Annotated in this window: 22 protein-coding genes, 4 tRNA genes and 1 other RNA gene; 4 read left to right on the top strand and 23 right to left on the bottom strand. The window is 60.1% G+C overall.

Going from position 1 to position 25,676, the window contains the following annotated elements; translation table 11 throughout:
- Positions 1-22: 22 nt before the first annotated feature.
- The 7 genes from uvrD to LB453_RS21090 form a co-directional block, all read right to left on the bottom strand.
- Positions 23-2,185, bottom strand: a complete 2,163-nt coding sequence (gene uvrD / locus LB453_RS21060) for a DNA helicase II (RefSeq protein WP_103797453.1) — start codon at positions 2,183-2,185, stop codon at positions 23-25.
- Positions 2,186-2,283: 98 nt separating this feature from the next.
- Complete coding sequence (gene yigB / locus LB453_RS21065) at positions 2,284-3,000, bottom strand: 5-amino-6-(5-phospho-D-ribitylamino)uracil phosphatase YigB (protein ID WP_103797452.1); 717 nt, start codon at positions 2,998-3,000, stop codon at positions 2,284-2,286.
- Complete coding sequence (gene xerC / locus LB453_RS21070) at positions 2,997-3,899, bottom strand: tyrosine recombinase XerC (RefSeq protein WP_103797451.1); 903 nt, start codon at positions 3,897-3,899, stop codon at positions 2,997-2,999. Before xerC ends, yigB begins: the two co-directional genes overlap by 4 nt.
- Positions 3,896-4,600 (bottom strand): DUF484 domain-containing protein, encoded by a 705-nt coding sequence (locus LB453_RS21075; protein ID WP_103797450.1) that lies wholly within the window; start codon positions 4,598-4,600, stop codon positions 3,896-3,898. The genes xerC and LB453_RS21075 overlap by 4 nt, the downstream gene beginning before the upstream one ends.
- Positions 4,597-5,421, bottom strand: coding sequence for a diaminopimelate epimerase (gene dapF, locus LB453_RS21080; protein WP_103797489.1), 825 nt, complete (start codon positions 5,419-5,421; stop codon positions 4,597-4,599). The genes LB453_RS21075 and dapF overlap by 4 nt, the downstream gene beginning before the upstream one ends.
- A 29-nt stretch (positions 5,422-5,450) precedes the next feature.
- Positions 5,451-5,669 carry an LPS translocon maturation chaperone LptM gene (gene lptM, locus LB453_RS21085; protein ID WP_103797488.1) on the bottom strand — a complete coding sequence of 73 codons (219 nt, stop codon included), beginning with the start codon at positions 5,667-5,669 and terminating at the stop codon, positions 5,451-5,453.
- A 131-nt stretch (positions 5,670-5,800) separates the two neighbouring features.
- Complete coding sequence (locus tag LB453_RS21090) at positions 5,801-8,359, bottom strand: class I adenylate cyclase (RefSeq protein WP_103797449.1); 2,559 nt, start codon at positions 8,357-8,359, stop codon at positions 5,801-5,803.
- Between the two features lie 317 nt (positions 8,360-8,676).
- Here LB453_RS21090 and hemC point away from each other — a divergent pair, with 317 nt between their 5' ends.
- Genes hemC through hemY form a run of 4 tightly spaced genes read left to right on the top strand, consistent with a single transcriptional unit; the run spans position 8,677 to position 12,714 of the window.
- Positions 8,677-9,618 (top strand): hydroxymethylbilane synthase, encoded by a 942-nt coding sequence (hemC, locus tag LB453_RS21095; protein ID WP_103797487.1) that lies wholly within the window; start codon positions 8,677-8,679, stop codon positions 9,616-9,618.
- On the top strand, positions 9,615-10,355 hold the full coding sequence (gene hemD / locus LB453_RS21100; RefSeq protein ID WP_103797448.1) for a uroporphyrinogen-III synthase: 741 nt from the start codon (positions 9,615-9,617) through the stop codon (positions 10,353-10,355). The genes hemC and hemD overlap by 4 nt, the downstream gene beginning before the upstream one ends.
- Positions 10,356-10,379: 24 nt before the next feature.
- Positions 10,380-11,513 carry a uroporphyrinogen-III C-methyltransferase gene (gene hemX / locus LB453_RS21105; RefSeq protein WP_103797447.1) on the top strand — a complete coding sequence of 378 codons (1,134 nt, stop codon included), beginning with the start codon at positions 10,380-10,382 and terminating at the stop codon, positions 11,511-11,513.
- A gap of 4 nt (positions 11,514-11,517) precedes the next feature.
- Positions 11,518-12,714: a protoheme IX biogenesis protein HemY gene (hemY, locus tag LB453_RS21110; protein ID WP_103797446.1), complete on the top strand. Its 1,197-nt coding sequence runs from the start codon at positions 11,518-11,520 to the stop codon at positions 12,712-12,714.
- 529 nt (positions 12,715-13,243) lie between these two features.
- On the opposite strand, the gene LB453_RS21115 is transcribed toward hemY, so the two are convergent.
- The 16 genes from LB453_RS21115 to wzzE all read right to left on the bottom strand — a co-directional run bounded on the left by LB453_RS21115 (position 13,244) and on the right by wzzE (position 25,661).
- Positions 13,244-13,372, bottom strand: a non-coding RNA gene (locus LB453_RS21115) — RtT sRNA.
- A 31-nt stretch (positions 13,373-13,403) separates the two neighbouring features.
- Positions 13,404-13,480: transfer RNA gene (locus LB453_RS21120), tRNA-Pro, on the bottom strand.
- Positions 13,481-13,505: 25 nt separating this feature from the next.
- A tRNA-Leu gene (locus tag LB453_RS21125) sits at positions 13,506-13,592 on the bottom strand.
- 16 nt (positions 13,593-13,608) lie between these two features.
- Positions 13,609-13,684 (bottom strand) — tRNA-His (locus LB453_RS21130).
- A 94-nt stretch (positions 13,685-13,778) separates the two neighbouring features.
- Positions 13,779-13,855 (bottom strand) — tRNA-Arg (locus LB453_RS21135).
- Positions 13,856-14,014: 159 nt separating this feature from the next.
- Entirely contained in the window at positions 14,015-14,755 is a 741-nt protein-coding gene (gene wecG / locus LB453_RS21140) for a lipopolysaccharide N-acetylmannosaminouronosyltransferase (RefSeq protein WP_103797445.1), read from the bottom strand.
- A 34-nt stretch (positions 14,756-14,789) separates the two neighbouring features.
- Complete coding sequence (wzyE, locus tag LB453_RS21145; protein ID WP_103797444.1) at positions 14,790-16,133, bottom strand: ECA oligosaccharide polymerase; 1,344 nt, start codon at positions 16,131-16,133, stop codon at positions 14,790-14,792.
- Positions 16,130-17,197, bottom strand: coding sequence for a TDP-N-acetylfucosamine:lipid II N-acetylfucosaminyltransferase (locus tag LB453_RS21150; RefSeq protein WP_103797443.1), 1,068 nt, complete (start codon positions 17,195-17,197; stop codon positions 16,130-16,132). Before LB453_RS21150 ends, wzyE begins: the two co-directional genes overlap by 4 nt.
- Positions 17,194-18,444, bottom strand: a complete 1,251-nt coding sequence (gene wzxE, locus LB453_RS21155) for a lipid III flippase WzxE (RefSeq protein WP_103797442.1) — start codon at positions 18,442-18,444, stop codon at positions 17,194-17,196. Before wzxE ends, LB453_RS21150 begins: the two co-directional genes overlap by 4 nt.
- Positions 18,444-19,574, bottom strand: coding sequence for a dTDP-4-amino-4,6-dideoxygalactose transaminase (gene rffA / locus LB453_RS21160; RefSeq protein WP_103797441.1), 1,131 nt, complete (start codon positions 19,572-19,574; stop codon positions 18,444-18,446). Before rffA ends, wzxE begins: the two co-directional genes overlap by 1 nt.
- Positions 19,561-20,268 (bottom strand): dTDP-4-amino-4,6-dideoxy-D-galactose acyltransferase, encoded by a 708-nt coding sequence (gene rffC, locus LB453_RS21165; RefSeq protein ID WP_103797440.1) that lies wholly within the window; start codon positions 20,266-20,268, stop codon positions 19,561-19,563. The genes rffA and rffC overlap by 14 nt, the downstream gene beginning before the upstream one ends.
- Positions 20,246-21,127, bottom strand: a complete 882-nt coding sequence (gene rfbA, locus LB453_RS21170; RefSeq protein ID WP_103797439.1) for a glucose-1-phosphate thymidylyltransferase RfbA — start codon at positions 21,125-21,127, stop codon at positions 20,246-20,248. The genes rffC and rfbA overlap by 23 nt, the downstream gene beginning before the upstream one ends.
- Positions 21,128-21,149: 22 nt before the next feature.
- Entirely contained in the window at positions 21,150-22,229 is a 1,080-nt protein-coding gene (gene rfbB / locus LB453_RS21175; protein WP_103797438.1) for a dTDP-glucose 4,6-dehydratase, read from the bottom strand.
- Positions 22,226-23,485, bottom strand: a complete 1,260-nt coding sequence (wecC, locus tag LB453_RS21180) for a UDP-N-acetyl-D-mannosamine dehydrogenase (RefSeq protein ID WP_103797437.1) — start codon at positions 23,483-23,485, stop codon at positions 22,226-22,228. The genes rfbB and wecC overlap by 4 nt, the downstream gene beginning before the upstream one ends.
- The gene (gene wecB, locus LB453_RS21185) at positions 23,482-24,612 is read right to left on the bottom strand and encodes a non-hydrolyzing UDP-N-acetylglucosamine 2-epimerase (RefSeq protein ID WP_103797436.1); all 1,131 of its coding nucleotides are present in this window, start codon (positions 24,610-24,612) and stop codon (positions 23,482-23,484) included. The genes wecC and wecB overlap by 4 nt, the downstream gene beginning before the upstream one ends.
- The gene (wzzE, locus tag LB453_RS21190) at positions 24,609-25,661 is read right to left on the bottom strand and encodes an ECA polysaccharide chain length modulation protein (protein ID WP_103797435.1); all 1,053 of its coding nucleotides are present in this window, start codon (positions 25,659-25,661) and stop codon (positions 24,609-24,611) included. Before wzzE ends, wecB begins: the two co-directional genes overlap by 4 nt.
- Positions 25,662-25,676: the final 15 nt, after the last annotated feature.

Below are 25,676 nucleotides of genomic sequence, written 5' to 3' on the forward strand. Positions count from 1 at the left end.
CGAAAAAGTCGTCAACCGATGACTAAGCGGTTTCCAGCTTCGCATAGGCGGCCACCAGCCACTTGATGCCCTGGCCCTGAAACGCCACCTGCACGCGGCTGTGTTCGCCGCTGCCTTCCAGGTTGATAATGGTGCCTTCGCCGAATTTCGCATGCTTAACGCGCTGGCCGAGCGAAAAGCCGCTGTCGCTTTTCGAAACCGGCGCGCCCATACGCTGATGGTTAACCGGCCGGCTGACGCTGGCGCGCAGGCGCACCTCTTCAATACACTCTTCCGGCAGCTCGCCGATAAAGCGCGACGGGCGGTGATAGACCTCTTTGCCGTAAAGTCGTCGGGACTCGGCGTAGGTCAGCGTCAGCTTCAGCATGGCGCGCGTCACGCCGACATAGGCAAGACGCCGCTCCTCTTCCAGACGGCCGCCCTCGTCCAGCGACATCTGGCTCGGGAACATGCCCTCTTCCATGCCGACGATAAAGACCTGGCTAAACTCCAGGCCTTTCGCCGAGTGCAGCGTCATCAGCTGCACCGCATCCTGCCACTTATCTGCCTGGCCTTCGCCCGCTTCCAGCGCGGCGTGCGACAGAAACGCCTGCAGCGGCATCAGATCTTCATCTTCATCCTGATAGCTGAACTGGCGCGTCGCCGTCACCAGCTCCTCAAGGTTTTCAATACGCGCCTGGCCCTTTTCGCCTTTCTCCTGCTCATACATCATCCACAGGCCGGAGTCCTTGATAACGCGGTCGGTCTGCACATGCAGCGGCATTTCGGCGGTTTCGCTCGCCAGCGAATCGACCAGCTCACAGAAGCGCTGCAGCGCCGAGGCCGCACGGCCCGCCAGCGCTTTGGTTTGCAGCAGATCGCGCGTCGCCTGCCACAGCGTCATCTGGCGTTCGCGCGCGGTCTGGCGCACCACGTCGAGCGTGCGATCGCCGACGCCGCGCGTTGGCGTATTGACCACGCGCTCAAAGGCCGCATCATCGTTGCGGTTGGCGATCAGGCGCAGATAGGCGAGCGCGTCCTTGATCTCCTGACGTTCGAAGAAGCGCATGCCGCCGTAAATGCGATAGGGCATGCTGCTCTGCAGCAGCGCCTCTTCCAGCACGCGCGACTGGGCGTTGCTGCGGTAGAGAATGGCGCAATCCTGTAGGGCGTTGCCGTTCTCCTGCCAGGTTTTGATGCGGTTGACCACAAAGCGCGCTTCGTCCAGCTCGTTGAAGGCGCAGTAGATTGAAATCGGATCGCCGTCGCTGCCGTCGGTCCACAGCTCTTTGCCGAGACGGCCGTTGTTATTGGCGATCAGGGCGTTGGCCGACTTCAGGATATTGTTGGTGGAGCGATAGTTCTGCTCAAGACGAATGGTTTCCGCCGCCGGGAAATCCTGCAGGAAGCGCTGGATATTCTCGACCTGCGCGCCGCGCCAGCCGTAGATCGACTGATCGTCGTCGCCGACGATAATCACCCGGCCGCTGTCGCCCGCCAGCATGCGGATCCAGGCGTACTGGATGTTGTTGGTGTCCTGGAACTCATCGACCAGGATATTGCTGAAGCGTTCACGATAGTGATTGAGAATATGCGGCTTATACAGCCACAGCTCATGGGCGCGCAGCAGCAGCTCGGCGAAATCGACCAGCCCGGCGCGGTCGCAGGCTTCCTGATACGCCTGATAGATGCGCAGCCAGGTCTGCTCTACCGGATTGCCGTAGCTTTCAATATGTTTCGGGCGCAGCCCTTCATCTTTTTTGCCGTTGATGTACCACATGCCCTGACGCGCGGGCCACTGCTTCTCATCCAGATTCATCGCCTTAATCAGGCGCTTCAGCAGGCGCAGCTGATCTTCACTGTCGAGGATCTGGAAATCCTGCGGCAGGCCGGCATCGAGATGGTGCGCGCGCAGCAGGCGATGGGCGAGGCCGTGAAAGGTGCCGATCCACATGCCGCCCTGGCTGGTGCCGATCAGCTGCTCGATACGATGACGCATCTCCGCCGCCGCTTTGTTGGTAAAGGTTACCGCCATAATTGAATAGGGCGAGCAGTTCTCTACCGACAGCAGCCAGGCGATGCGGTGCACCAGGACGCGCGTTTTTCCGCTACCCGCGCCTGCCAGCACCAGCAGGTTGCTGCGCGGTGCCGCCACGGCCTCGCGCTGTTTGTCATTCAAACCGTTAAGCAGATCAGAAACGTCCATAGGCACCGTTCACTAAAGAAAACAAAAAGCGAACCCTGAATCATTCAGCTTGCAGCAAGACGCATGATTCAGGGTACGACTGGATAAATCCACAGCCATTATAACAGTGAGGTCAGGGAAGCCAATCGCGAAATTTCCACGTGCGGCACCAGACGCGCGTCGGCAATCTGCATCAGGTTGCCGCCGCGCAGGTTGATCCAGCACGCCTGCATGCCGCAGCGCAGCGCGCCCGCGACGTCAGTGGTCAGGTCGTCGCCTACGTGCAGAATATGCGCAGGCGCGATGCCGAGCCGCTGCGCGGCGAGATGATACATATCCTGATAAGGCTTCGCGCGGCCGTCTGGCCCGGCGCGCAGCGAGAACTGAAAATAGTCGGCGATGCCGAGCTGCTCCGGGCGCGCGTTGCCGTTGGTGATGGCCACCAGCGGGACTTTTTCGCCCAGCGCCTTCAGCGTCTGATGCGTCTCTTCCGGCATCTCCACCTGGCTGCGCCAGTGGTGAAATACCTTCATGATTTCGTCTGCGCCCGCTGCCGCCGCCTGCGGGGCGAGACCGGCGTTCAGCAGTGCCAGCTCGACCGAGCGTCGACGCCACTCCGATACGTCGTGATAAATATCGGGCTCGCGCGCCAGCAGCTCGTCGCGCAGCCGCTGATAATCGAGCGGCGTAAAGTCGCGCAGCGACGGATGCCAGGCCTGCAGCGCCGCATGCGTCTCGGCGGTGGTCCTGCGGATCACGGGATAGTTATCGTAAAGCGTATCGTCGAGATCGAAAGTGATCGCCTTAACGGCGCGTAGCGGACGGTAAAACTTCATTCGTTCTTTCCTCGTTTGGCGCGGGGATGTGCAGCATCGTACACCGTCGCCAGATGCTGGAAATCGAGATGGGTATAGATCTGGGTGGTAGAGAGGTTGGCGTGACCCAACAGCTCCTGCACCGCGCGCAGATCGCCGCTCGACTCCAGCAGATGCGTGGCGAACGAGTGGCGCAGCTTGTGCGGATGAATATGGCTGGCGACGCCCTGCTTCACGCCCCACTCGGCAAAGCGCTTTTGCACGTTGCGCGCCGAAATGCGGCGTCCGCGGCTGGAGAGAAACAGCGCGTCATCCTCGCTGCCAAAAGCGGCGCGCAGCGGCAGCCACTGCTGCAGCCAGGTTACGGCGGTGCGGCCAATCGGCACCCGGCGCTCTTTGCTGCCCTTGCCCACGACCCAGACGTCGCCCGCCTCAAGATCGACGTGACGGCAGTCCATATTAACCAGCTCTGACAGGCGCAGCCCGCCGCCGTACATCACCTCCAGCATCGCACGGTCGCGCACCGCCAGCGGATCGTTCAGGTCGATCTCCAGCAGCTGGTTTACCTCATCGACATCGATATTTTTCGGCAGATGGCGCGCGTTGCGCGGCGTGGTGATCCCTTTCGCGGGATTGGCGGAGAGTTTGCCCTGGCTGACCTGCCAGTCGAGAAAGCTGCGTAGCGCCGACATACGCAGCGCGAGGCTGCTGGTGCCTAATCCGGCGCGACGGCTGCGCGACGCCATGCTGCGCACCTGCGCCGGCTCCAGCTGCGCCCAGCTCTCCAGCTTCATCTCTTCCGCCATCTCGCTCAGCGTCGCCAGCTGGCGCGCGTAATTTTCCTGCGTCAGCGGGCTGAGCTGGCGCTCGACCTTGAGGTAGCGCAGAAATTCGTCGACGGCGGCGTGCAGCGCGTTCATGCGCGTTCCACCCAGCGCGACAGCAGTTCCGGCAGCATCTGCGCCAGATGCTGCAACAGCAGCGTGCCCATGCCGGCCTGATAGTGCTGGCTGTCGCGGCTGCTGAAAATCAGCACGCCCAGCTCGCCGCGCTCGCCCATTAGCGACATCGCAACCGAGCCGATCGCTTTAGCCTGCGGCAGCAGCAGCAGCAGCTCCGGGCCGTTCAGGCTGCCGAGAAAATGGTGCTGCTGGCCGAAGCGCTGGATGCGCAGCGGCTCGAAGGCCTGACGCGACAGGCTGAGCTGCACAAACTCCGAGGGGGCGCCCAGCCGCCACTTGTCGGCGAAAAGGCGCAGATTGGCGCCCGCCAGCCCAAGATCGCGCGCCCAGCGGTGCAGGCGGTTGAGCATCTCCTGCAGCGAATCGGCCGACGCCAGGTGTCCCTGCAGCGCCAGCAGCCGATCGAACAGCTCATGGTTGGCGCTGGCCTGCTCCATCAGCAGGGTGATCTCCTCTTCCAGCCGCTGGATATGGTTGCGCTGACGCGCCATATGCCACTCCACCAGCGACACGCTGCCGCGCACCGGATGCGGCACCGCCATCTGTTCGACCTGGCGGGCGTTGCGGATAAAGAAGTCAGGATTTTGCTGCAGATAATCGTTAACGGCCTGATCGTCCAGCAGGAGCGTGTTGTCAGCCTGCTCTTCGATATTTTTCATAGATGAATAAACCCATCGTAAACGTGTGTGGCGGGGCCGGTCATAAACAGCGGCTGACCAGCTCCTTTCCAGGCGATATGCAGCGTGCCGCCCGGCAGATCGACGCGCACCTTCGGCGCCAGAATTCCCTGCTGAACGCCGCAGGCTACCGCGGCGCACGCGCCGCTGCCGCACGCCTGGGTTTCGCCCGCCCCGCGCTCGTAGACGCGCAGGCGAATATGCTCTGTCGACACTACTTCCATAAAGCCGACGTTGACGCGCTCGGGAAAGCGCTCGTGGCTTTCCAGCGCCGGGCCGAGGCTGTCGACCGCGGCGGTCTGCACGCTGTCGACCTGGATCACGCAGTGGGGATTGCCCATCGACACCGCGCCGAACATCACGGTCTGCTCAGCGACGCGCAGCAGATAGAGATTTTCCGCTTTATTGGCGCGGAATGGCACCTGCTGCGGCTCGAAGTTGGGCTCGCCCATATTGACGCGCACCAGTTCGTCCGGCGTCACGCTCAGTACCATACGTCCGGTTTGCGTGCTGACGCGAATTTCACTTTTATTCGTCAGGCCTTTCAGCCGCACAAAGCGCGCAAAGCAGCGCGCGCCGTTGCCGCACTGCGCCACTTCGCTGCCGTCGGCGTTGAAGATGCGATAGTGGAAGTCGAGATCGGGATCGTAAGGCGGTTCAACGATCAGCAGCTGATCGAAACCGATCCCCAGATGGCGATCCGCCAGCCGGCGAATCAGCTCCGGCGAGAAAAAGACGTTTTGCGTCACGGCATCCACAACCATGAAATCGTTGCCGAGTCCGTGCATTTTGGAGAACTGCATTTTTTGCTCCGCCGGGTGCGCCATTACAATTATTCTGCTGACATGCTGGCGTTGCCGCCGCTCACCAGTCCACGCGTGTCCGCCTGAGCCGCACGCTGTTGCTGCTGTTTTTTCTGCTGCTCAGCTTGCTGTGGAGTTTGCGTTTTTGGCTGGTCGGCGGGCGGGAAGTAAAGCGGTCCTTTTAGTCCACAGCCTGCCAGGCTCGTCAGCGCCAGCGCCATTGCCAACAGGCTTTTTACTCTCTTCATCTGTTCTGCTCTTTTGTCCTTAACCTGGTTGCTTATCATCGCAGTTGAAGATGGAAAAGCAACAGGAAATCCCCGCAATTCACGTGCGCGCGGCGAGGTTCTAAGGAAAGGGCCGCGCGGCAGGCGCGGCGTCAGTGTACCTGGTAGCGCGGCTGGTAGTCGCCGTTGTCGTTGTCCGGCTGCGTGGCGCAGAGCTGGGCCAGCGTCTGGCTGCGGAACGGGATAACCTGGAAGCGATCGCCGGTATTCACAATCTGGTAGAACTGCGGCAGGTTGAAGTTGATAAAGCTGGAGCCGTAGGTAAAGCGATCGTGGGAAGAGGAGTAGAAGCGGCTAACGTCGCGCACCAGCTCCTCTTTGCTGCCTTCGCAGTGGTGATAGACCTCGACGCGATTGGTTTCATCCAGAATATAGATATTGAAACCCTGCTCGTCGGTGGTGTCTTCGAAGAAGAACTGAATAATCCCTTCGCTGGCGTAGCCGTTTACCACCGGCGGCAGCGGCGTCTGGTTCGATTCCACTTTGATTGACAGGCCGTGCAGCTTGTTGTTGGAGATGGCGCCGTAAAACTCTACCGCGTTTTCCAGCTTCTGCACCGAGACGCTCATGCGCTCGAAGAAGAGCCCCCACGTCTGGCCCGCCATGCGCAGCGCCTTAAAGCGGCCCGGCTCCTGACGCGTACTGGAGAGACGCAGCTCAATGCATTCCGAGACCAGCTGCTGAACGCGCGTGCGGATCAGCCCGCGCAGATGCTGGCTGTAGCAGAACACTTCCACCGTATCTGGCGGCGCGGCGTCCTGATGCATCTTGCCAAGAATGGTTTTTAACGCCTCGATCATCGCCTGTTCGCCGCTGAAGTGCAGCGTTCGCACCTCGTTCCACGAGTTGCGATAGAGCAGATCGATGCTGCCAATCAGGCACTGCTGCTGCTGGCCAAAGCTGAAGACGTCGAGCTTACGGAAATCGAAGTGCACCACCTGATTGCGGAAAGCGGAGGTGGGATCGTGCTCGAGGTTAACGATAATCGCCAGATGGCGGATTTCACACGGGCTGTAGAGCGCTTTTGGCGTCGGCGCGGGCAGGCGCAGCGGAAAGTGCGACGACACGTCGTTCACCAGCTCCTGCAGACGCGCCAGATCGCAGATTTCGTTGCCTTTGATATGCAGGCGCGTTTTGCTGGTCAGCAGACCGTTGAACCACGCCCAGGCCACCAGCTTATTCAGGTAGCGGTTATATTCCAGCGGCTGATGGCTGATGATCGAGCTCATGTCCGGCGCCTGGTTATAGAGATACCAGCCCGAACGGTTAGCGCGGCCCGGCGGAACGTGAATAAAGGTCAGGTTCTCTTCCGAGAGGTCGGGCGAAATCTGCGGGTTAACCAGCGTGACCTTGCCCGGCAGCGCTTCAAACGCGGCGTACAGTTTACGCGTCAGCACGCCGATATCCTGCGGACTCGCGCTGACGCTTAAATTGTTGCGGCGGGCAAAACGGATCAGGTTGCGATAGCTCTGCATCATCGCATCCAGCAGTTCGTTATGCGCCTCGCGCACGCGTTCGATTTTCCAGCCGCCGCGGTTGTCGAGGATCGCCAGTTTTTCCTCGCTCCAGCCCCACTCTTTTACCAGCTGCGACAGGATCTCACGTCGCCAGCCCGAACGGCTGCTGTTCTCGTCGGTGCTTAACTTCTCGCACACCTTCAGGTAGAAGCAGCGGCGCACCAGGTCGAGGCGCGGCTGATCGTCCACGCTGGTAAGGTAGTGGGTTACGCGCTCCAGCATCATGCAGTAGGGATCGAGGCCGAAGCTGACGATTTCGCCGTCGTGCAGGCGCTGTTTGATATCCATCGCCAGCAGCTGCGTATTGGGATACTCCCAGCTGTAGGCTTCCAGCAGCAGGGTTTTCAGCACCGCCTTGTAGGGCGAGTCGATGCTTTTATAGAGCTGCCACAGGCTGGCACCGAAATACTCTTCCGCCGACAGCGTGCCCAGCCCGCCGAGATCGAGCCACTCGTTCGGCGTCAGCACGCCCTGCGCGTAGAGCGACATCACATAGTCATCGTAGTGATGCTCTTCTTCGCACGGCACCATATTCCACAGGATGCGTTTGCCCGCCATACGCACCGCGGTGCGGTAGAATTCGTCCAGCAGCAAAATATGCTGCGTCGATCCGCAATCCTCCGCGCCGAGGCTGCCGCTTTCGTTATGGCGGAAGCGGTTTTCATCAATCAAAAAGAAGCTGACTTCCACGCCCATCGACACGCACCACTTCTGCAACAGCGTGCATTTGCGCTGCAGGTTGAGACGCTCTTCGTTATCCAGCCAGGATTGATGGCAGACCCAGATATCCAGGTCGGAGACGCTGTTCTGGCCGACCGACGAGGTGCTGCCCATAGAGTAGATGCCGGTGATCGGCATTTCGCCGGTGCGCGACACGTCCAGCGTCAGTTCGCGGCTGCCCGCCAGTTCGCGCATCAGCAAAAGCTGGTTTTCTTCAGGCGTGAAGAAACTGATGCCGCGGGGAACGTTACCGTCGAAGTAACCCGGCATCAGCGGATGATGATAATGTAATAAGGTCGGCAGCAGACTGTATACGTGCTGGAAAGCAGGTCCCATCGCAGCCAGCGCGCGATCGACGCGCAGCTGATTAATGGCATCCAGTCTCTGTTTCAGTGTCTCAATGTAGAGGTACAAGACGTTTCGCCTGATTGTCCCAGTGTTTAAGCAACCTGTTTCCTGAACCTGCCGCTTAATAATCGAAAAAGTTGGGCAGATTATTGCTGGAAACGTGATCAATCTAACACCTGCCAGATTGACCGTAAAGAAAGTTGCGCTACTTAACAGTTTAGCACGTTCCCATTGGCTTCATTCGCTTTCGGACACCGATACCCGCTTTATCCTCTTTTTACTGGCGCATCTTCCCGTCAGCCCGGTCAAATAATCCGTTGAAACTGTCAGCCATCAGCCGACAATGATAGGATATTCGGTGAACGATCAAAATGGTTAACAGCATGTTAGACAAAATTTTCAGAATTGCTACAAGACAAAGTCCTCTTGCGCTCTGGCAGGCACATTATGTCCAGCAACGCCTGATGGCCGCGCATCCGGGCCTGCGCGTGGAGCTGGTGCCTATGGTCACTAAAGGCGACGTTATTCTCGACACGCCGCTGGCAAAAGTTGGCGGTAAAGGCCTGTTTGTCAAAGAGCTTGAGCTGGCGATGCTGGAAGATCGCGCCGATCTCGCGGTTCATTCGATGAAGGATGTACCGGTCGCGTTCCCGCTGGGACTGGGGCTGGTCACGATTTGCGAGCGTGAAGATCCGCGCGACGCCTTCGTCTCCAACCATTACGACTCGCTCGACGCGCTGCCGCAGGGCGCGGTTGTGGGCACCTCCAGCCTGCGTCGTCAGAGCCAGATCAGCGAACGCCGCCCGGACCTGGTGATCCGTTCGCTGCGCGGCAACGTCGGCACGCGCCTGTCAAAACTCGACGCCGGCGAATATGACGCCATTATTCTCGCGGCCGCCGGACTGAAGCGGCTGGGGCTGGAATCACGCATTCGCCAGCCGCTGCCGGCGGAAATCTCCCTGCCCGCCGTCGGCCAGGGCGCGGTCGGCATCGAATGCCGCCTTGACGACAGCGAGCTGATTAGCCTTCTTCAGGCGCTTAATCACGACGACACCGCCGTATGCGTTAAAGCGGAACGGGCGATGAATACGCGGCTGGAAGGCGGCTGTCAGGTGCCGATCGGCAGCTTTGCGCTGCTGGAAGGCGACCAGCTCTGGCTGCGCGGCCTGGTCGGTGCGCCGGACGGCAGCGTGATGGTGCGCGGCGAACGCCGCGGCTCGCGCGCCGAGGCGGAAGCGATGGGCGTCTCTCTCGCCGACGAACTGCTCGGCAACGGCGCGCGCGATATTCTGCGCGAGGTCTACCAGGGGCAGCCGCCGGTATGACAATCCTGGTCACTCGCCCGGAACCCGCAGCCAGCGCGCTGGTGACTCGCCTGCGCGGCCTTGGCCTTCAGGCCTGGAGCCTGCCGCTGATTGAGTTTGCGCCGGGCAGCGACCTTCATCACCTGCCGCAGCAGCTTGCCGCGCTGCGCGCTGGCGACCTGGTTTTTCTGCTTTCTCAGCAGGTGATCCACTATGCGCAGCCGGCGCTGATGCGTCATAACGCAGCGTGGCCGGCGGACGTAGACTATTATGCAATTGGTCGCAGTACCGCGCTGGCGTTTCATACCGCCAGCGGTCGCCATGTCGATTATCCGCACGCCCGGGAAACCAGCGAAGCGCTGATAAACCTGGCGGCGCTACAGCGCGTATCCGGTAAGAAAGTGCTGATTTTACGCGGAAATCCGGGGCGCGAGCTGCTGGCGGAAACCCTTACCGCGCGCGGGGCGGAGGTCTCATTCAGCCAGTGCTACCAGCGCTGCCAGAAGCATTACGACGGCGCTGTTGAAGGTCGACGCTGGCGCAACCGCGGCATCACAACGCTGGTGGTCAGCAGCGGTGAAATGTTACAACAGCTGTTTTCTCTGTTCCCCGCGATCGATCGCGAGGAATGGTTATTGCGCTGTCGACTGATTGTCGTCAGCGAACGTTTGGCTACGCTTGCCGGAGAACTGGGCTGGCAGGATATTCAGGTAGCCGATGGTGCCGATAACGATGCGCTGCTGCGCGCGTTACGCTGAACTTAATCATGGGATGTGCCACAGATGACGGAACAAAAAGCGACCTCCGCCACGGTTGAAGAGACTACGCCAGCGGCAGATACTTCGCCCTCTTCTTCCCCGCAGCCGCCGCGCGACAGAAAGAGCGGCGGTATGGTGCTGGGCGCGGTGGCGATTGTTATCGCCCTGGCGACCGGCGCGGGTTTATACCTTAACGGGAAACATCAGGCTGAACTTCAGGCGCAGGCGAATCAAAGCCTGAGCGACAAGCTGAACGCCTTGCAGCAGCAAGCGGGCAGCGACAAACAGCAGCTGGCTCAGCAGCTCAGCAGCGCGCAAAGCGCTCTGAACGACGCACGTACCCAGCAGGCCGCCACGGCGAAAGAGCTGGAGACCTTGCGTGAAAAGGTCGCCACCATTTCCGGCAATGACATACACGCCTGGCTGGTGTCGCAGGCTGACTATCTGGTGAAGCTGGCGGGCCGCAAGCTCTGGAGCGATCAGGACGTCACCACGGCAGCAGCGCTATTGAAAAGCGCCGACGCCAGCCTGGCCGATATGAACGATCCGAGCGTCACCAGCGTGCGTCGCGCGCTGACCCAGGATATCAGCACCCTTTCAGCCATCGATCAAATCGATTATGACGGCATCATTCTGAAGCTGAACCAGCTCTCCAACGGCGTCGACAACCTGCGTCTGGCGGATAACGACAGCGACGACGCGCCGATGGACAGCGATGGCGGCGAGCTGACCTCTTCACTGCGCGAATGGCGACAGAACCTGGTGAAAAGCTGGCATAACTTTATGGATGACTTTATCACCATCCGCCGCCGCGATAATACGGCGCAGCCGCTGCTGGCGCCGAACCAGGATGTCTATCTGCGCGAGAACATCCGCTCGCGTCTGCTGATCGCCGCACAGGCGGTGCCGCGTCATCAGGATGAGATCTATAAACAGTCTATCGATACCGTGTCCAGCTGGGTGCGCGCCTGGTACGACACCAACGATCCTGCGACCAAAGCCTTTCTGGCGCAGCTGGATGAGCTGAGCCAGCAGAGCATCAATATGAACCTGCCGGACAATCTGGAAAGCCAGCCGCTTATCGACAAGCTGATGCAGACGCGCGTGCGCAATCTGATTGCGCAGCCTTCCGTCCCCGCTGACCAGCAAGGAGGCTAAGCGCATGCTTAAGGTATTTATCCTGTTTGTCCTGCTGATCGCCGGCATTGTGGTGGGTCCGATGATTGCCGGCCATCAGGGCTATGTGCTGATTCAAACCGATAACTGGAATGTGGAAACCAGCGTCACCGGACTGGTCATCATTCTGATTATCAGCCTGCTGATTATTCTCGGCGTTGAATGGCTGCTGCGTCGTCTGTTTCGCACCGGCGCACGTACCCGAGGCTGGTTTACCGGACGCAAACGCCGCCGCGCGCAGCGTCATACGCAGACCGCACTGATGAAGCTGGCGGAAGGCGATCACCGTCAGGTAGAGAAGCTGCTGTCGAAAGATGCCGATCACGCGGAAGTGCCGGTGGCCAACTATCTGCTGGCGGCCGAAGCGGCGCAGCAGCGCGGCGATGAGATCCGCGCCAACCAGCATCTTGAACGCGCTGCCGAGCTGTCGGACAACGACGTGATCCCGGTTGAAATCACCCGCGCGCGTATTCTGCTGGCGCGTAACGAAGATCACGCCGCGCGTCACGGCATCGACCGACTGCTGGAGGTTGCGCCGCGTCACCCGGAAGTGTTGCGCCTGGCGGAGCAGGCTTACGTGCGCACCGGCGCATGGAGCTCGCTGATTGATATTCTGCCTGCGATGGAAAAATCGCAGGTTGGAGATGAAGAGCATCGCGCCCACCTGCAGCAGCAGGCGTGGCTCGGCCTGATGAATCAGGCGATGGCCGATCAGGGCAGCGACGGCCTGAAGCGCTGGTGGTCAAATCTGAGCCGTAAAACGCGTCAGCAAACGGCGCTGCAGGTGGCAATGGCAGACCATCTGATTGAGTGCGACGATCACCAGACCGCGCAGGAAATCGTGCTGGATGGCCTGAAACGCCACTATGACGATCGACTGGTACTGCTGATGCCGCGCATCAAAAGCAGCAATCCTGAGGCGCTGGAGAAAGCGCTGCGCCAGCAGATCAAGCAGCATGGCGCGACGCCACTGCTGCACAGCACGCTGGGACAGCTGCTGATGCGCCATGGCGAATGGCAGCAGGCCGTGGAAGCGTTCCAGCAGGCGCTGGCGCAGCGCCCTGACGCCTTCGACTACGCGTGGCTGGCTGATGCCTACGACCGCATGCACCGTCCAGAAGAGGCAGCGAAAATGCGCCGTGAAGGCTTACTGCTGACGCTAAAAAACAACCCGAATGCTTAATGTTGTTGTTACTTGTTTACGCCGGGCTTGCCCGGCTTTTTTTTGCCCTTTATCCGCCGCAAAAAAAACACCTGCCAGTGGCAGGTGTAATATCAGGTCGGTAAGACAACCCTGAGGTATCCGACTCAACGGTGTGTCTGTTGACCCTGCAAGGCGTTAGCGATGCAGGCAGGCAGACAACGGATACCCAAAAGTGGCTCTGCATCATTCCCAGGTTTATGCAGCATCAGCAGACATAAGAGGTGGAATGAGCATCTACGCGCTAATTATTGCACAGCGCGTGCCAGGATGCCGAAGATATAAAAAACGCCTTTATTTACAATCCCCTGCCGTGTACCCCTTGTCTGTATCTGACGACGATGAGTCATCTTGCTGTCTCCCTTTTGAGACGATGAAGGGCCTGTAATAACAAATGGATTTAAATCAATGGATTAGTCGTCTCCAGATAGCGACAATCAGCGAATGCAACGCGCGGACCTGCTTTTCTACAGACGAAAAAAAACCTGCTTTTTCAAGCAGGTTTATAAAATGGTCGGCGAGAGAGGATGACGCTTATCTTCGATAAGCGCCCTTCGGGTCGTTGCTGCGCAACGCTGTCTCGCTTCGCTCGGCGCAAACCTCCTTCGGAGGTTCTCATCCTCTTTTCTACAGACGAAAAAAAACCTGCTTTTTCAAGCAGGTTTATAAAATGGTCGGCGAGAGAGGATTCGAACCTCCGACCCACTGGTCCCAAACCAGTTGCGCTACCAAGCTGCGCTACTCGCCGATAATTTTTATTGTTTTGTTTTGCCTGGTGCGAAGAGAGGGACTTGAACCCTCACGTCCGTTAAGACACTAACACCTGAAGCTAGCGCGTCTACCAATTCCGCCACCTTCGCGTATCCCAGCAAAATCTGGGGTGGCTAATGGGACTCGAACCCACGACAACTGGAATCACAATCCAGGGCTCTACCAACTGAGCTATAGCCACCACAATTCGGTATGTTGCAAGTCACTGACCTACAGCATGTAACTCTTTACTAACGCGGTAATGTAACCACCGCAGCTCCTGCGCACAAACTAAATGGCGCGCCCGACAGGATTCGAACCTGAGACCTCTGCCTCCGGAGGGCAGCGCTCTATCCAGCTGAGCTACGGGCGCGTAGCGCCGTTGCGGATGGGCATACTACGGACTTGGGGTGATGCTGTCCAGTGCTTTTTTAATAAAAAAACGCGTTTGATTACGCTTTGTGCATTTCGTCGAGTAATGCAGCACTCTGACTGTTTATGCAGCGAAAAAAGGCGGAAGTAATCAGTGATATCAGAGATCGCCGCGCCAGTGATAGCGCAAATATTTAATCAGTTTTAGCTGGCGACGCAGCCGGCTGGGCTGTCGAATCAGGCGATAGAGCCATTCCAGCCCCAGACGCTGCCAAATCTTCGGCGCGCGCTTCACATGGCCGGTAAACACATCGTAGGTTCCGCCTACGCCCATATAGAGCGCGTGCGGCCAGCGCGCGCGGCAGTCGCGCATTAACAGCTCCTGCCGCGGCGAGCCCAGCGCGACGGTCACGATACGCGCACCGCTGGCGGCGATGCGGGTAAAAAGCGCATCGCCATCGGCAGGCGCAAAATAACCATCCTGCGCGCCGACGATATTCACATTCCACTGCCGACGCAGCTTATCGCAGGTCTCGTCCAGCACCGCCTGACGCCCGCCGATCAAAAACACCGGCGTCCCCTGCCGACCGGCGCGCTCCATTAACGCCTCCCACAAGTCAGCGCCCGCAATGCGCTGCACCTGGGCCTGGGGGTACTTTTTACGCACGGAGCGCACAATGCTGATGCCGTCGGGATATTTGAATTCCGCCTCCTGCAGCAGCGCGCGCAGCCCGTCGTCGCGCTCCGCCGTCAGCATCTTTTCGGCATTAATCGCCACCAGGGTTCCGCTGCGCACCGCTTCGCCCGGCAGCAGAAAGTCCACAAACGCGGACATCGTGTCGAAACCATAAAGCGACACGCCGCGGATCTCATACTGCGGCGCTTCCGGTAACCTTGTCATGGTTGAGTTCTGTCTTCCTGTTATGTCAGAGGCGTTAAGTGGGGCTATGCAAAGCCTGAGCGCTGCGACGACGAATCAGCCCGGCGCGATCCAGCAGCCAGTAAAGCATTTTCGCCACGCCGAGGCAGGCCAGAAAAATCAAAGCAAAAAAGACCACGCGCGAGCCGAACGCGTCCAGCCCCTCGCGCGCCAGCACAATCATATTAAACACCGCGCCAAAGCAGAAACTCTGCATAATCGCGCCGCTGTAGCGGTTGTCGGCGTCGCGCCCGCGCAGATAGAGCGTATCGAAACCTTTGATAATCAACCCGACCGCCACCGCGCCCGGCATGATAAACCAGACGCCGCCCATCACGATCAGCGACCCCAGCAGCGTAGGCGAAATAGCCAGGCCTGAATGATTGTTCAGTACTTCCCAGGTAAAGTAGTTGGCGCTGTTGAGCACCATCGACGGCCTGCCCGGCCACAGCCAGCCAGGAATATAGACATAAAAGTCGCGCCAGATAGGTGCCAGTCCCTGAAACTCGATCTTCGAATAGTTCTCCAGCAGCAGCGCCAGATTCTCCCAGGGCGAAAAGGTATCGCGCGTCAGGTAAAGAAAGGTGTAAACCGCCTCTTCGCCGAATACGTTGAGGTTATAGCGCCGCAGCGCTAGCCAGAACATGCCGCCTATCGCCAGCACGCCCGCTGCCGCCAGCATCCACAGGCTGATCCAGCCGCGCGTAATGCCGATAAACAGGAACAGGGCGAACGCGATAATAATATTGGCGCGCGTGCCGCCAACCAGCGCGTAGGTCAGCAGGCCGAACGCCACCGTGACCACCAGAAACAGCAGCCAGTTGCGCTGCGTAGGCCGCAGGAAATAGAGAATCAGCATCGCCGGGATAAAGAAATAGAAAAAGCGCTTCAGCGCCACGCCGGAGACTTCGCTGGAAAAAATCTGGTTATAGGCGGTCAGCCGGAACAGCAAAAAGCCGTTGTTCAGGAAAAACACCGTTACCGTGCCGATCGCCACCAGCGCCAGCAGCACGCAGGTCAGGTGCGTCTCAACGCGGTTCATCTGCAGCCAGGGTCTGGCGCGCGGCACCGCCGCAGGACGCAACCGCACCTTATAGCTGACGTAATAGATGGCGTAGAACGCCGTTGCCGACAGCAGCGCCTGCAACAGATATTCCGGCGGTCTTACCTCAACGTTAAAGCGGAACGCCAGCACGCTGGTCAACGGAAAACCGAAATAGAAGGTCAGTAAAAACAGCAGGGTAAAAAAGAGGTGAAAGTTAAAGCGTACGCGCCTGAACTCTCGCCACGTCAGCGTCAGAATAAAACCCAGCGACAGCAGATAAACCACCAGCAGACCGCTGAACTGCATGAGGTTCATAAGGACTCCCTTTCACATTGGCGCAGCGCCTCGCGCCAGCCCGCCACATAGCCCGGCGCGAAAAAGGCGATAGCCTGTTTATTACAGCTCGCCAGCTGCCGACGCGCTTCCGCTACGCTCTCGCGATCCAGCGCATCGCCGCTAAACAGCACCGGTAGCCCCTGCTCGCTGATATCGCGCCAGAACGGGTTGCGCCGGTTCAGCACAAAAGGCACGTTGGCCTGAATCAGCAGACAGAGCGTTCCGATGCCCTGCTGGCGTTCGAACATAAAATAACCTAAATGGCAGCGGGCGAGCAGCGCTAAATAGTCATCAAAGGCGAGATTGCTGCGCAGCAGCTCCACCTGCCCGTCAGGAAACAGCGCGGCAGCGGCCGTCGCCACCTCGTTAATGTAGGCCTCGTTGTTCGGCGGATAGCCCAGCGGCACCAGGATGCGGATTTCCGCGCCAAACTGCGCGCGAATCGCTTTAAGCCCCTCGATATGAAGATTGCTGGCGTCGCCGGAGTTGCCCAGCAGCACAGTAAAGCGCGCATCCGGCGCGCTTTGCGGCGCGGCGGCGGGCATCCTCGTGGGAAAATAGAGCAGCGCGCCAGGCACGCGCAGATGGCGCTGCTGGTAATGGTGTAAATCGCCGCGGGTAGCGAAAACCCGCGCGACGCGCCCCTGCGCGATGCGGCGCAGCAGATAGAACAGGCGAAACTTCAGGCTGCGCGACTCTTCGTAAAGATCGGCGCCCCAGACGTGCCAGTCGATCTGGCTGGGGCGGATCTTACCGCTCAGCAGTGCCAGCCAGATGCCCGGATTAAACTGTCCATGGCAGAAAAAGCGCTGCTCGCGATTTTTTGCCCGCGCGACCAGCGCCTGCGCCAGCGCCTTTTTTGACGCGAAGGTCTCAATATTGAGATGGCTAAAGGCGGCGAGCGCGGCAGGCTGCTGCGTCACCACCATAAAATGGCGCGGCCGATCGACAGGCAGCTCAACGCTCAACACATCGTTAAAAAAGCGCAGCACCGTCTGATTGTGATGGGGGATATCCGATCCCAGAACGTGGATTAACGTCATTTTTTTCGGTAATAAACCATAAAAGCGCCGCAGCAGAGCGCAAAATAAAGGAGATAGGTCGCCATATAGGCCTGCGCCGCGCCGGTCACGCCCGACAGCGGGATCAGCCAGCGCGAAAAGAGCGTCAGCAGCGCGAACTGGCTAATTTCGGCCAGAATATAGAAGCGCAGCGACGCCTTAGCAATCACCAGATAACCGAAAACATAGGCGCCGACCTTGAACACATCGCCGCAGAGCTGCCAGACAAAGAGATCGCGCATGGCGTGAAAGGCCGGCGAGAACAGCAGCCAGATCGCCACATCGCGCAACAGCCAGACGCAGAAACCGATCGCCGCCACGGCGGGCAAGACAAAGCGCAGCGCGCGCATAATCTCACGCGCGATATCGCGTTTCTGCTCCAGCCGCGCCAGCGTCGGCAGCAGCCAGACGCTGAAGGTCGCGGTGATAAACTGCAGCCAGGCGTCGGAGATGCTGGTCACGGCCTGCCACAGGCCGACCTGCGCCCAGCCGTCGTGCTGTGCCAGCAGGTTGCGCATCATGATCCACGCCACCGGCAGCGTCACCGAGGTAATCAGCGCCATCAGGGTGAATTTCGCCAGGCTGCGCGCCAGCTCCGGCTGCCACTGCGGCTTCAGCCAGGCGAGCGGCAGCGGCACGCGTCGCTTTAGCAGAATAAACGCCGGAACGGCCACCAGCGCAGGCACCAGCGCAAATCCCACCAGCGCACCCGCATAGCCGCCAGTCCACCAGCACAGCACATATGCCGCGACGCCGATAAGGCTACCGACGATCAGCGCCAGCGCGTTGCCGCGCGCGTCGCGGTAGCCTTTCAGCAGCGCCAGCGCCAGGTTGGCCCAGGCGATGCCGAACTGCAGGAAAGCGACGATGCGCACCACATTCTCAAAGCGCGTATGGCCAAACAGCGCCTGGCTAATCGGCGCGGCGGCCAGCAGAAAAATTAGCGCCAGCAGCGTGGAAAAGCCCAGCACCATCGCCGATGCGGTGCCTGTCAGCGCGCGCAGCTGCTCTGGCTGATGCTGATACTTAGCAACAAAGGTCGTGACGCCATTGAAAATGCCCGCGCCGGCCAGCACGCCGAGCACGGTAATCAGCTGGCGAAAGTTGCCCGCCTGCCCTACCCCTTCCGGGCCGAAACTCACCGCCAGCAGCTTTACCACCAGCAGACCGGCAGCGATTTTCACCAGCGTGGACGATGCCGTCCACACCGACGCTTTTGCCAGCGACATCAGGCGAAGAAGCTCAGTAAGGAACTGATAACCGTCTTCTGGTTATTGTCCGTCAGGTTATAAAACAGCGGCAGGCGCAGCAGACGCTCGCTCTCAGCCGTGGTGAACCGGTCTTCACCCTGGAAGCGGCCGAAGCGTTCACCGGCGGGCGAGCTGTGCAGCGGGATGTAGTGGAAAACCGTCAGGATCTCCGCCTCTTTCATCCAGCTAATCAGCGCCTGCCGATCGTCGCTGTCGCGCAGTTTGATATAGAACATATGCGCGTTGTGTTCGCAGTGGGCGGGCAGCGACGGCAGCTGGATGCGCCCTTGCGCCGCCAGCGGCTGCAGCGCGTCGTAATAGCGCTGCCACAGGCGTAAACGCTGCTGATTGATACGCTCGGCCGCCTCAAGCTGCGCCCACAGATAGGCCGCCTGCAGATCCGCCATCAGATAGCTCGAACCGATATCGCGCCAGGTGTACTTATCCACCTGGCCGCGGAAAAACTGGCTGCGGTTGGTGCCCTTCTCGCGGATGATTTCGGCGCGCTCTACCAGCGCCGCATCGTTGATCAGGGTCGCGCCGCCTTCGCCGCCCGCCGTGTAGTTCTTGGTTTCATGGAAGCTGAAGCAGCCGATGTGGCCGATAGTGCCCAGCGCGCGCCCCTTGTAGCGCGACATCACGCCCTGCGCCGCATCCTCAATAACCCAGAGCTGATGTTTCGCCGCCAGCGCCATGATGGCGTCCATTTCACAGGCCACGCCCGCGTAGTGTACCGGCACGATGGCGCGCGTTTTCTCGGTGATCGCCGCTTCGATTTTGCTTTCGTCAATATTGAGCGTATCTGGACGGATATCCACAAAGACGATGGTCGCGCCACGCAGCACAAAGGCGTTGGCGGTAGAGACAAAGGTGTAGCTCGGCATAATGACTTCATCGCCGGGCTGCAGATCGATCAGCAGCGCCGCCATCTCCAGCGAAGCGGTGCAGGAGGGCGTCAGCAGCACTTTTTTGCTGCCGAAGCGCTGCTCCATCCACTGCTGACAGCGTCGGGTAAAGCCGCCGTCGCCGCACAGCTTGCCGCTCGCCATCGCCGACTGCATATATTCAAGTTCGCTGCCGACAACCGGCGGCGCGTTAAATGGGATCATGACCTTTCCTGTAGAACCAGTAAGCGGTGCTTTCCAGCCGGGCACCGCTGCGTAAATAGAGTCGCATCGCCGACAGGTTGCTGAGCTGCGTCGCGACGCGCAGACGGCCGAGCTGGCGCACCCGTCCCCAGTCCGCGCCTGCCAGCAGCAGCCGCTGCCCGACGCCCTTGCCCTGCGCATGCGGCAGCACGCCCAGCAGCCCGACCCGCACTTCGCCTTCCGTCTCGCGCAGCGAGATAAAGCCGAGCGGCGCACCCGCCTCGTCGCTGGCGATCAGACACTGATGATCAAAGGTGCCGCGCACCGCGTTTTCAATCCACTGGGCATAAAAGCGCGCGCTGGCGTCCGCGTCGAACCAGGGCGCGCGAAAGCGGCTGCGCACGAAGATCTGCGACGCCGCCGCGCGCAGCGCGTCGATTTGCGCCTCGCGCGCGATGCGGATGCCGCTCTGCCGTTCGGTGCGCTTAATATTGATGGCCAGGTCCGCCTCCCCCTCCGCCAGCTGGAAGCCCCGCTGACAAAGGGCGTCAATCGCCTCAAGCCGGTCGGCGGGCACTTTGATCTGCCAGAGATCGGCTGGATGGCGCAGCGCCTCATCCAGCGGCCGATCGCCGTCCAGATCGAGCCGCGCCGTGGCACGGTTGAAAAAGGCGCTTTCCCACGCCAGTGGACTAATACTGACGCGGACGGGCATGTAAGAGATCCAGCAGATACTGGCCGTAGCCGGTTTTCGTTAAGGCTTCGCCGGCGGCGCGCAGTCGCTCGTCGCTCAGCCAGCCGTTACGCCAGGCGATCTCCTCCAGACAGGCGACTTTGAAACCCTGACGCTTCTCCACCGTCTGGACAAAGGTACTGGCCTCAATCAGGCTGTCGTGCGTGCCGGTATCGAGCCAGGCGAACCCTCGGCCTAACAGCTCAACAGAAAGCTGACCGCGCGCCAGATACATTTGGTTGATGGCGGTAATTTCCAGCTCGCCGCGCGCAGAAGGCTTCACCTGCTTTGCAAACTCGACGACCTGATTATCGTAAAAATAGAGGCCGGTTACCGCCCAGCGCGATTTCGGCGCGCTGGGTTTCTCTTCGATAGAGATCGCGTTGAAGGCGTCGTCAAACTCCACGACGCCAAACCGTTCGGGATCCATCACCTGATAGCCAAACACCGTCGCGCCTTGCTCGCGTGCGGCGACTTTCTTCAGCTTAGGACTAAAGCCCTGGCCGAAATAGAGGTTGTCGCCCAGCACCAGGCAGCAGCTATCGCCGTCGATAAAACGCTCGCCGATAATAAACGCCTGCGCCAGACCGTCCGGGCTTGGCTGCACCGCATAGCTGATATGGATACCGAACTCACTGCCGTCGCCCAGCAGGCGCACAAAATGATCGCGATCGTCCGGCGTGGTGATAAGCAGAATATCGCGGATGCCTGCCAGCATCAGCACTGACAGCGGATAGTAGATCATCGGCTTGTCGTACACGGGCAGCAGCTGCTTAGAAATGGCTCGCGTAATGGGATGCAGACGCGTGCCGGAACCGCCTGCCAGAATAATACCTTTCATCGCTTCCGCTCCTCCGACGCCTTCATGAACGCGACGCAGCCAGGCCCAGCCGCTCGCCGCGATAACGCCCGTCCAGAATAGACTGCCACCATGCCTGATTTTCCAGATACCAGCGCACGGTTTTACGCATTCCGCTGTCAAATGTCTCTTCGGGCGTCCAGCCCAGCTCGCGCGCAATTTTACTGGCGTCGATAGCATAACGCTGATCGTGCCCGGGGCGATCCGCCACGAAAGTAATCAAATCGCGGTAGTGCGCCAGGCCAGCGGCTTTACGCTCTGGCGCCAGTTGCTCCAGCAAATCGCAGATGGTGTGCACCACGTCAATATTGCGCTGCTCATTATGGCCGCCGATATTGTAGGTTTCGCCCACCTTGCCGCTGCTTACCACGCGATAGAGCGCGCGCGCATGATCCTCAACATAGAGCCAGTCGCGGATCTGCTCGCCGTTGCCGTAAACAGGCAGCGGCTTGCCCGCCAGCGCATTGATGATGGTGAGCGGGATCAGCTTTTCCGGGAAATGGCAGGGGCCATAATTGTTCGAGCAGTTGGTGACGATAACCGGCAGGCCATAGGTACGCAGCCAGGCGCGCACCAGATGATCGCTGCTGGCTTTGGTCGCTGAATAAGGACTGCTCGGCGCATAGGGAGTGGTTTCGGTAAAAAACGCCGCTGGGTCCTGCAAATCGCCAAACACTTCGTCGGTGGAGATATGGTGGAAGATAAAGCTCTCGCGCCGCGCCGGCTCAAGTCCACTCCAGTAGCTACGCGCCGCCTCCAGCAGCTGATAGGTGCCGACAATATTGGTTTCGACGAAGGCGATGGGGCCGTCAATAGAGCGGTCAACGTGGCTTTCCGCCGCCAGATGCATAACGCAGTCGGGCTGATAGCGCGCGAAAACGGCGTCCAGCGCCGGGCGATCGCATATATCCACCTGCTCGAAAGCGAAGCGCGCGTCCTGCATAACGCTCGCCAGCGAGGCGAGATTGCCCGCATAGCTGAGCTTGTCGACCACAACGATGCGGTGATCCGTCTCTTCGATAAGAAAACGCACCAGCGCCGAGCCGATAAAACCTGCGCCGCCGGTGATTAAGAACTGTTTCACCGCCAGACTCCCCGCGTATCCACAATCCAGCTTTGGGTAACCTGCGACGCCTCAACGGCGCGGAAATGATCGTGGTCCACCAGCATCACCAGCACATCGGCCTGCGCCAGCGCCTGCTCGCGAGATACCAGCGTGGCTTTATCGCCGAGCGCGGCCGGCAGCGCGTTGATATGCGGCTCCACGACCCAGTTCTGGCCGCGATGCCATTCGGCGATCATCTGCGCCACCTGCATCGCCGGGCTTTCACGCAGATCGTCGATATTGGGTTTAAACGCCAGCCCGAAGCAGGCGATCACAATCTCGTCGGCGCGCTTGCCGCTTTCGGTCAGACAGTCGGCCAGCGCCGCTTTAACCTGGCTGAGCACCCAGTGCGGCTTGCTGTCGTTCACTTCCCGCGCGGTGCGGATCAGGCGCGCCAGCGACGGATTTTGCGCCACGATAAACCAGGGATCGACCGCAATACAGTGTCCGCCGACGCCAGGCCCCGGCTGCAGGATATTAACGCGCGGATGACGGTTCGCCAGCGCGATCAGTTCCCAGACGTTAATCCCCTGATCGGCGCAAATCAGCGACAGCTCATTGGCGAAAGCGATATTAACGTCGCGGAAGCTGTTTTCCGTCAGCTTGCACAGTTCCGCCGTGCGCGCGTTAGTTTCCACGCATTCGCCCTGCAGAAAAATATGGTAGAGCGCACTGGCCTGCGCCGAGCAGGCGGGCGTCATGCCGCCAATCACGCGGTCGTTGTGAATCAGCTCCTGCATAATTTTGCCCGGCAGCACGCGCTCCGGACAGTAGGCGATAAAGATATCGGGCGTGCCGCCGTGCTGCGGGAAGCGCAGATCCGGACGCGTGACCGCCAGCCACTCCGCCATCTGCTCCGTGGTGCCGACCGGCGAGGTGGACTCCAGAATCACCAGGTCGCCCTTTTTCAGCACCGGCGCGATCGATTCCGCCGCCGCCTTCACAAAGCGCAAATCGGGCTGATGATCCGCCATAAAGGGGGTCGGCACGGCGATCAGGAAAGCATCGGCCGCTTCGGGCTGCGTGGTGGCGCGCAGATAACCCTGGGCGACAGCGTCGTGGACCACTTTATCCAGCGCGGGTTCGACGATATGGATCGCGCCACGATTAATGGTTTCTACCGCGTGAGCGTTGATATCGACCCCCACGACGTTTCTCTTTTGCGACGCAAAAACGGCTGCGGTCGGCAGCCCAATATAGCCCAGCCCAATCACGGAAATGGTGTCAAAACTCATAGGTCAACTCGGGTATCTTTTAAGGCTTGTAGAATACGCTGACAGGCGTTGCCGTCGCCGTAAGGGTTATGCGCGCGGCTCATGGTTTGCCACGCCGCTTCGTCGGTCAGCAGCAGGCCGACTTCGGCCACGATTTTTTCCACGTCGGTGCCGACCAGCTTCACGGTGCCGGCATCCACCGCTTCAGGCCGTTCGGTCGCGTCGCGCATCACCAGTACGGGTTTGCCCAGCGAGGGCGCCTCTTCCTGAATGCCGCCGGAATCGGTAAGGATCAGCCAGGCCCGGTTCATCAGCCAGACGAAAGGCAGATACTCCTGCGGCTCGATCAGCACGATATTGTCGATGCCGCTGAGGATGCGATTAACCGGCTCGCTGACGTTGGGGTTAAGGTGTACCGGATAGACGATCTGCGCGTCGGGATGCTGACGGGCGATGCGCGCCAGCGCGCTGCAGATACGCTCAAAGCCTTCGCCAAAGCTCTCGCGCCGATGGCCGGTAACCAGCACCAGCTTCTTCTCGCTGTCGAGGAAGGGATAGCATCCGGCGAGCTGCGCGTTAAGGCCGGGATCGGCGATAACCCGATCGCGCACCCACAGCAGCGCGTCGATCACCGTATTGCCGGTGACGAAGATGCGCGCGTCAGGCAAATTTTCCGCCAGCAGATTCTGGCGCGAGCGTTCGGTTGGCGTAAAGTGCAACCGGGCAAGATGGCCGGTCAGCTTGCGGTTGCCCTCTTCCGGCCACGGCGACGTCAAATCGCCGGTGCGCAGCCCCGCCTCAACATGACCGACCGGGATCTGGTGGTAAAACGCCGCCAGGCTGGCGGCAAGGGTAGTGGTGGTATCGCCGTGCACCAGCACGATGTCAGGTTTAAAGTCGAGCAGCACGGTTTTCATGCCCTGCAAAATGCGGCAGGTGATCTCCGTTAACCCCTGCTCAGGACGCATGACGTTCAGGTCGTAATCTGGCTGCAGCGCAAAGAGCCGCAGCACCTGATCGAGCATTTCGCGGTGCTGCGCCGTAACGCACAGGCGAGAGTCAAACGCAGGATCCTGCGCCAGCGCCTGCACCAGCGGCGCCATTTTTATCGCCTCCGGGCGGGTCCCGAATACTGTTAGCACTTTCACGCGGTTTCTCTCGCTGGTCTGACGGAGGAACGACGCGCCAGCGCCACGCCAGCGCCCGTTAATGCGCCTAACGCGCCCCACATAACCATCATAAACAGGCGACGCGGGCTGTCGCGCGAAACCGGCTCTTCCGGCGTACGCAGGTAGCGGTAGGTCTGGAAGGTTCGGTTCAACGTCGGGCCGGCGCTCAGGGTGGTAAGCATCGCCCTGTTCTGATCATAGCTGATATCGTAGCTCGGTCCGGTTGCCTGCAGGGTTTCCAGCTGCGCCTGCAGCTGCGGCTCGCCCAGCAGAAAGAGGTCGCTGTCGGCGATCGGTTCGCGCGCGTCGCGCGAGCGGTTTTCATGAATGCCCTGCTGGCTGGCGACCTTAAGCGCCTGCTGCAGACGGTGCTGCTGGCGCTGGAAAACGGCGTTCGCCACATCCTCCTGGCGTTTTACCTGCGCCTGCAGCTGCTCGCTGCGCGCCTGCCAGGCACCTTTCAGCTCGCCGTTAAGGTGGCGCGCCGCGCGCTCGCTGGCAAAGGCGATATACTGGCGCAGCAGATTGTTAGCGTCCCCGGCGGTTTCCGCGATGAGCTTAACGCTGTCGCGCGAATTGTGCGCCGCGTCGGCGGGCAAAAACTGGATATTGGCGACCATATCGTCCAGCAGCGCGGCGTCGTTATGGGCGTTGCCTGAGCGGCGGCTTTTGTAATATTCCGTCTGCTGCCAGAAGTCGCGGCGCGTATCCCAGGCGCCCAGCTGCATAATAAATTCCTGATAGACCTCATCCATAATGGTCGGCGAGGGCGCCGCCAGATTGAGCGTGTTGTTGCGCACGTCGAGATTATTCAGAAATTGCTCCTGCGCATAATAGTCGCCGAGCATATTCACCGTGGGACGATCGGTGATCGCCGTGGTGCTCCACGCCTGTTTCATCAGCAGTGAAGCCAGCCACGCAACCAGCGCGAAAAGCAGCGCCAGGCCGATAATCCAGCGCTTGCCGCGCCATAAGGTGCAGCCCAGGCCGCTAATATCCAGTTCGTTATCTGCAACCTCAGAGGTCATCACAAGGCAATCCTT

The sequence above is a fragment of the Pantoea agglomerans genome (genome assembly GCF_020149765.1).
In the GTDB taxonomy this organism is placed as follows: Bacteria; Pseudomonadota; Gammaproteobacteria; order Enterobacterales; family Enterobacteriaceae; genus Pantoea; species Pantoea alvi.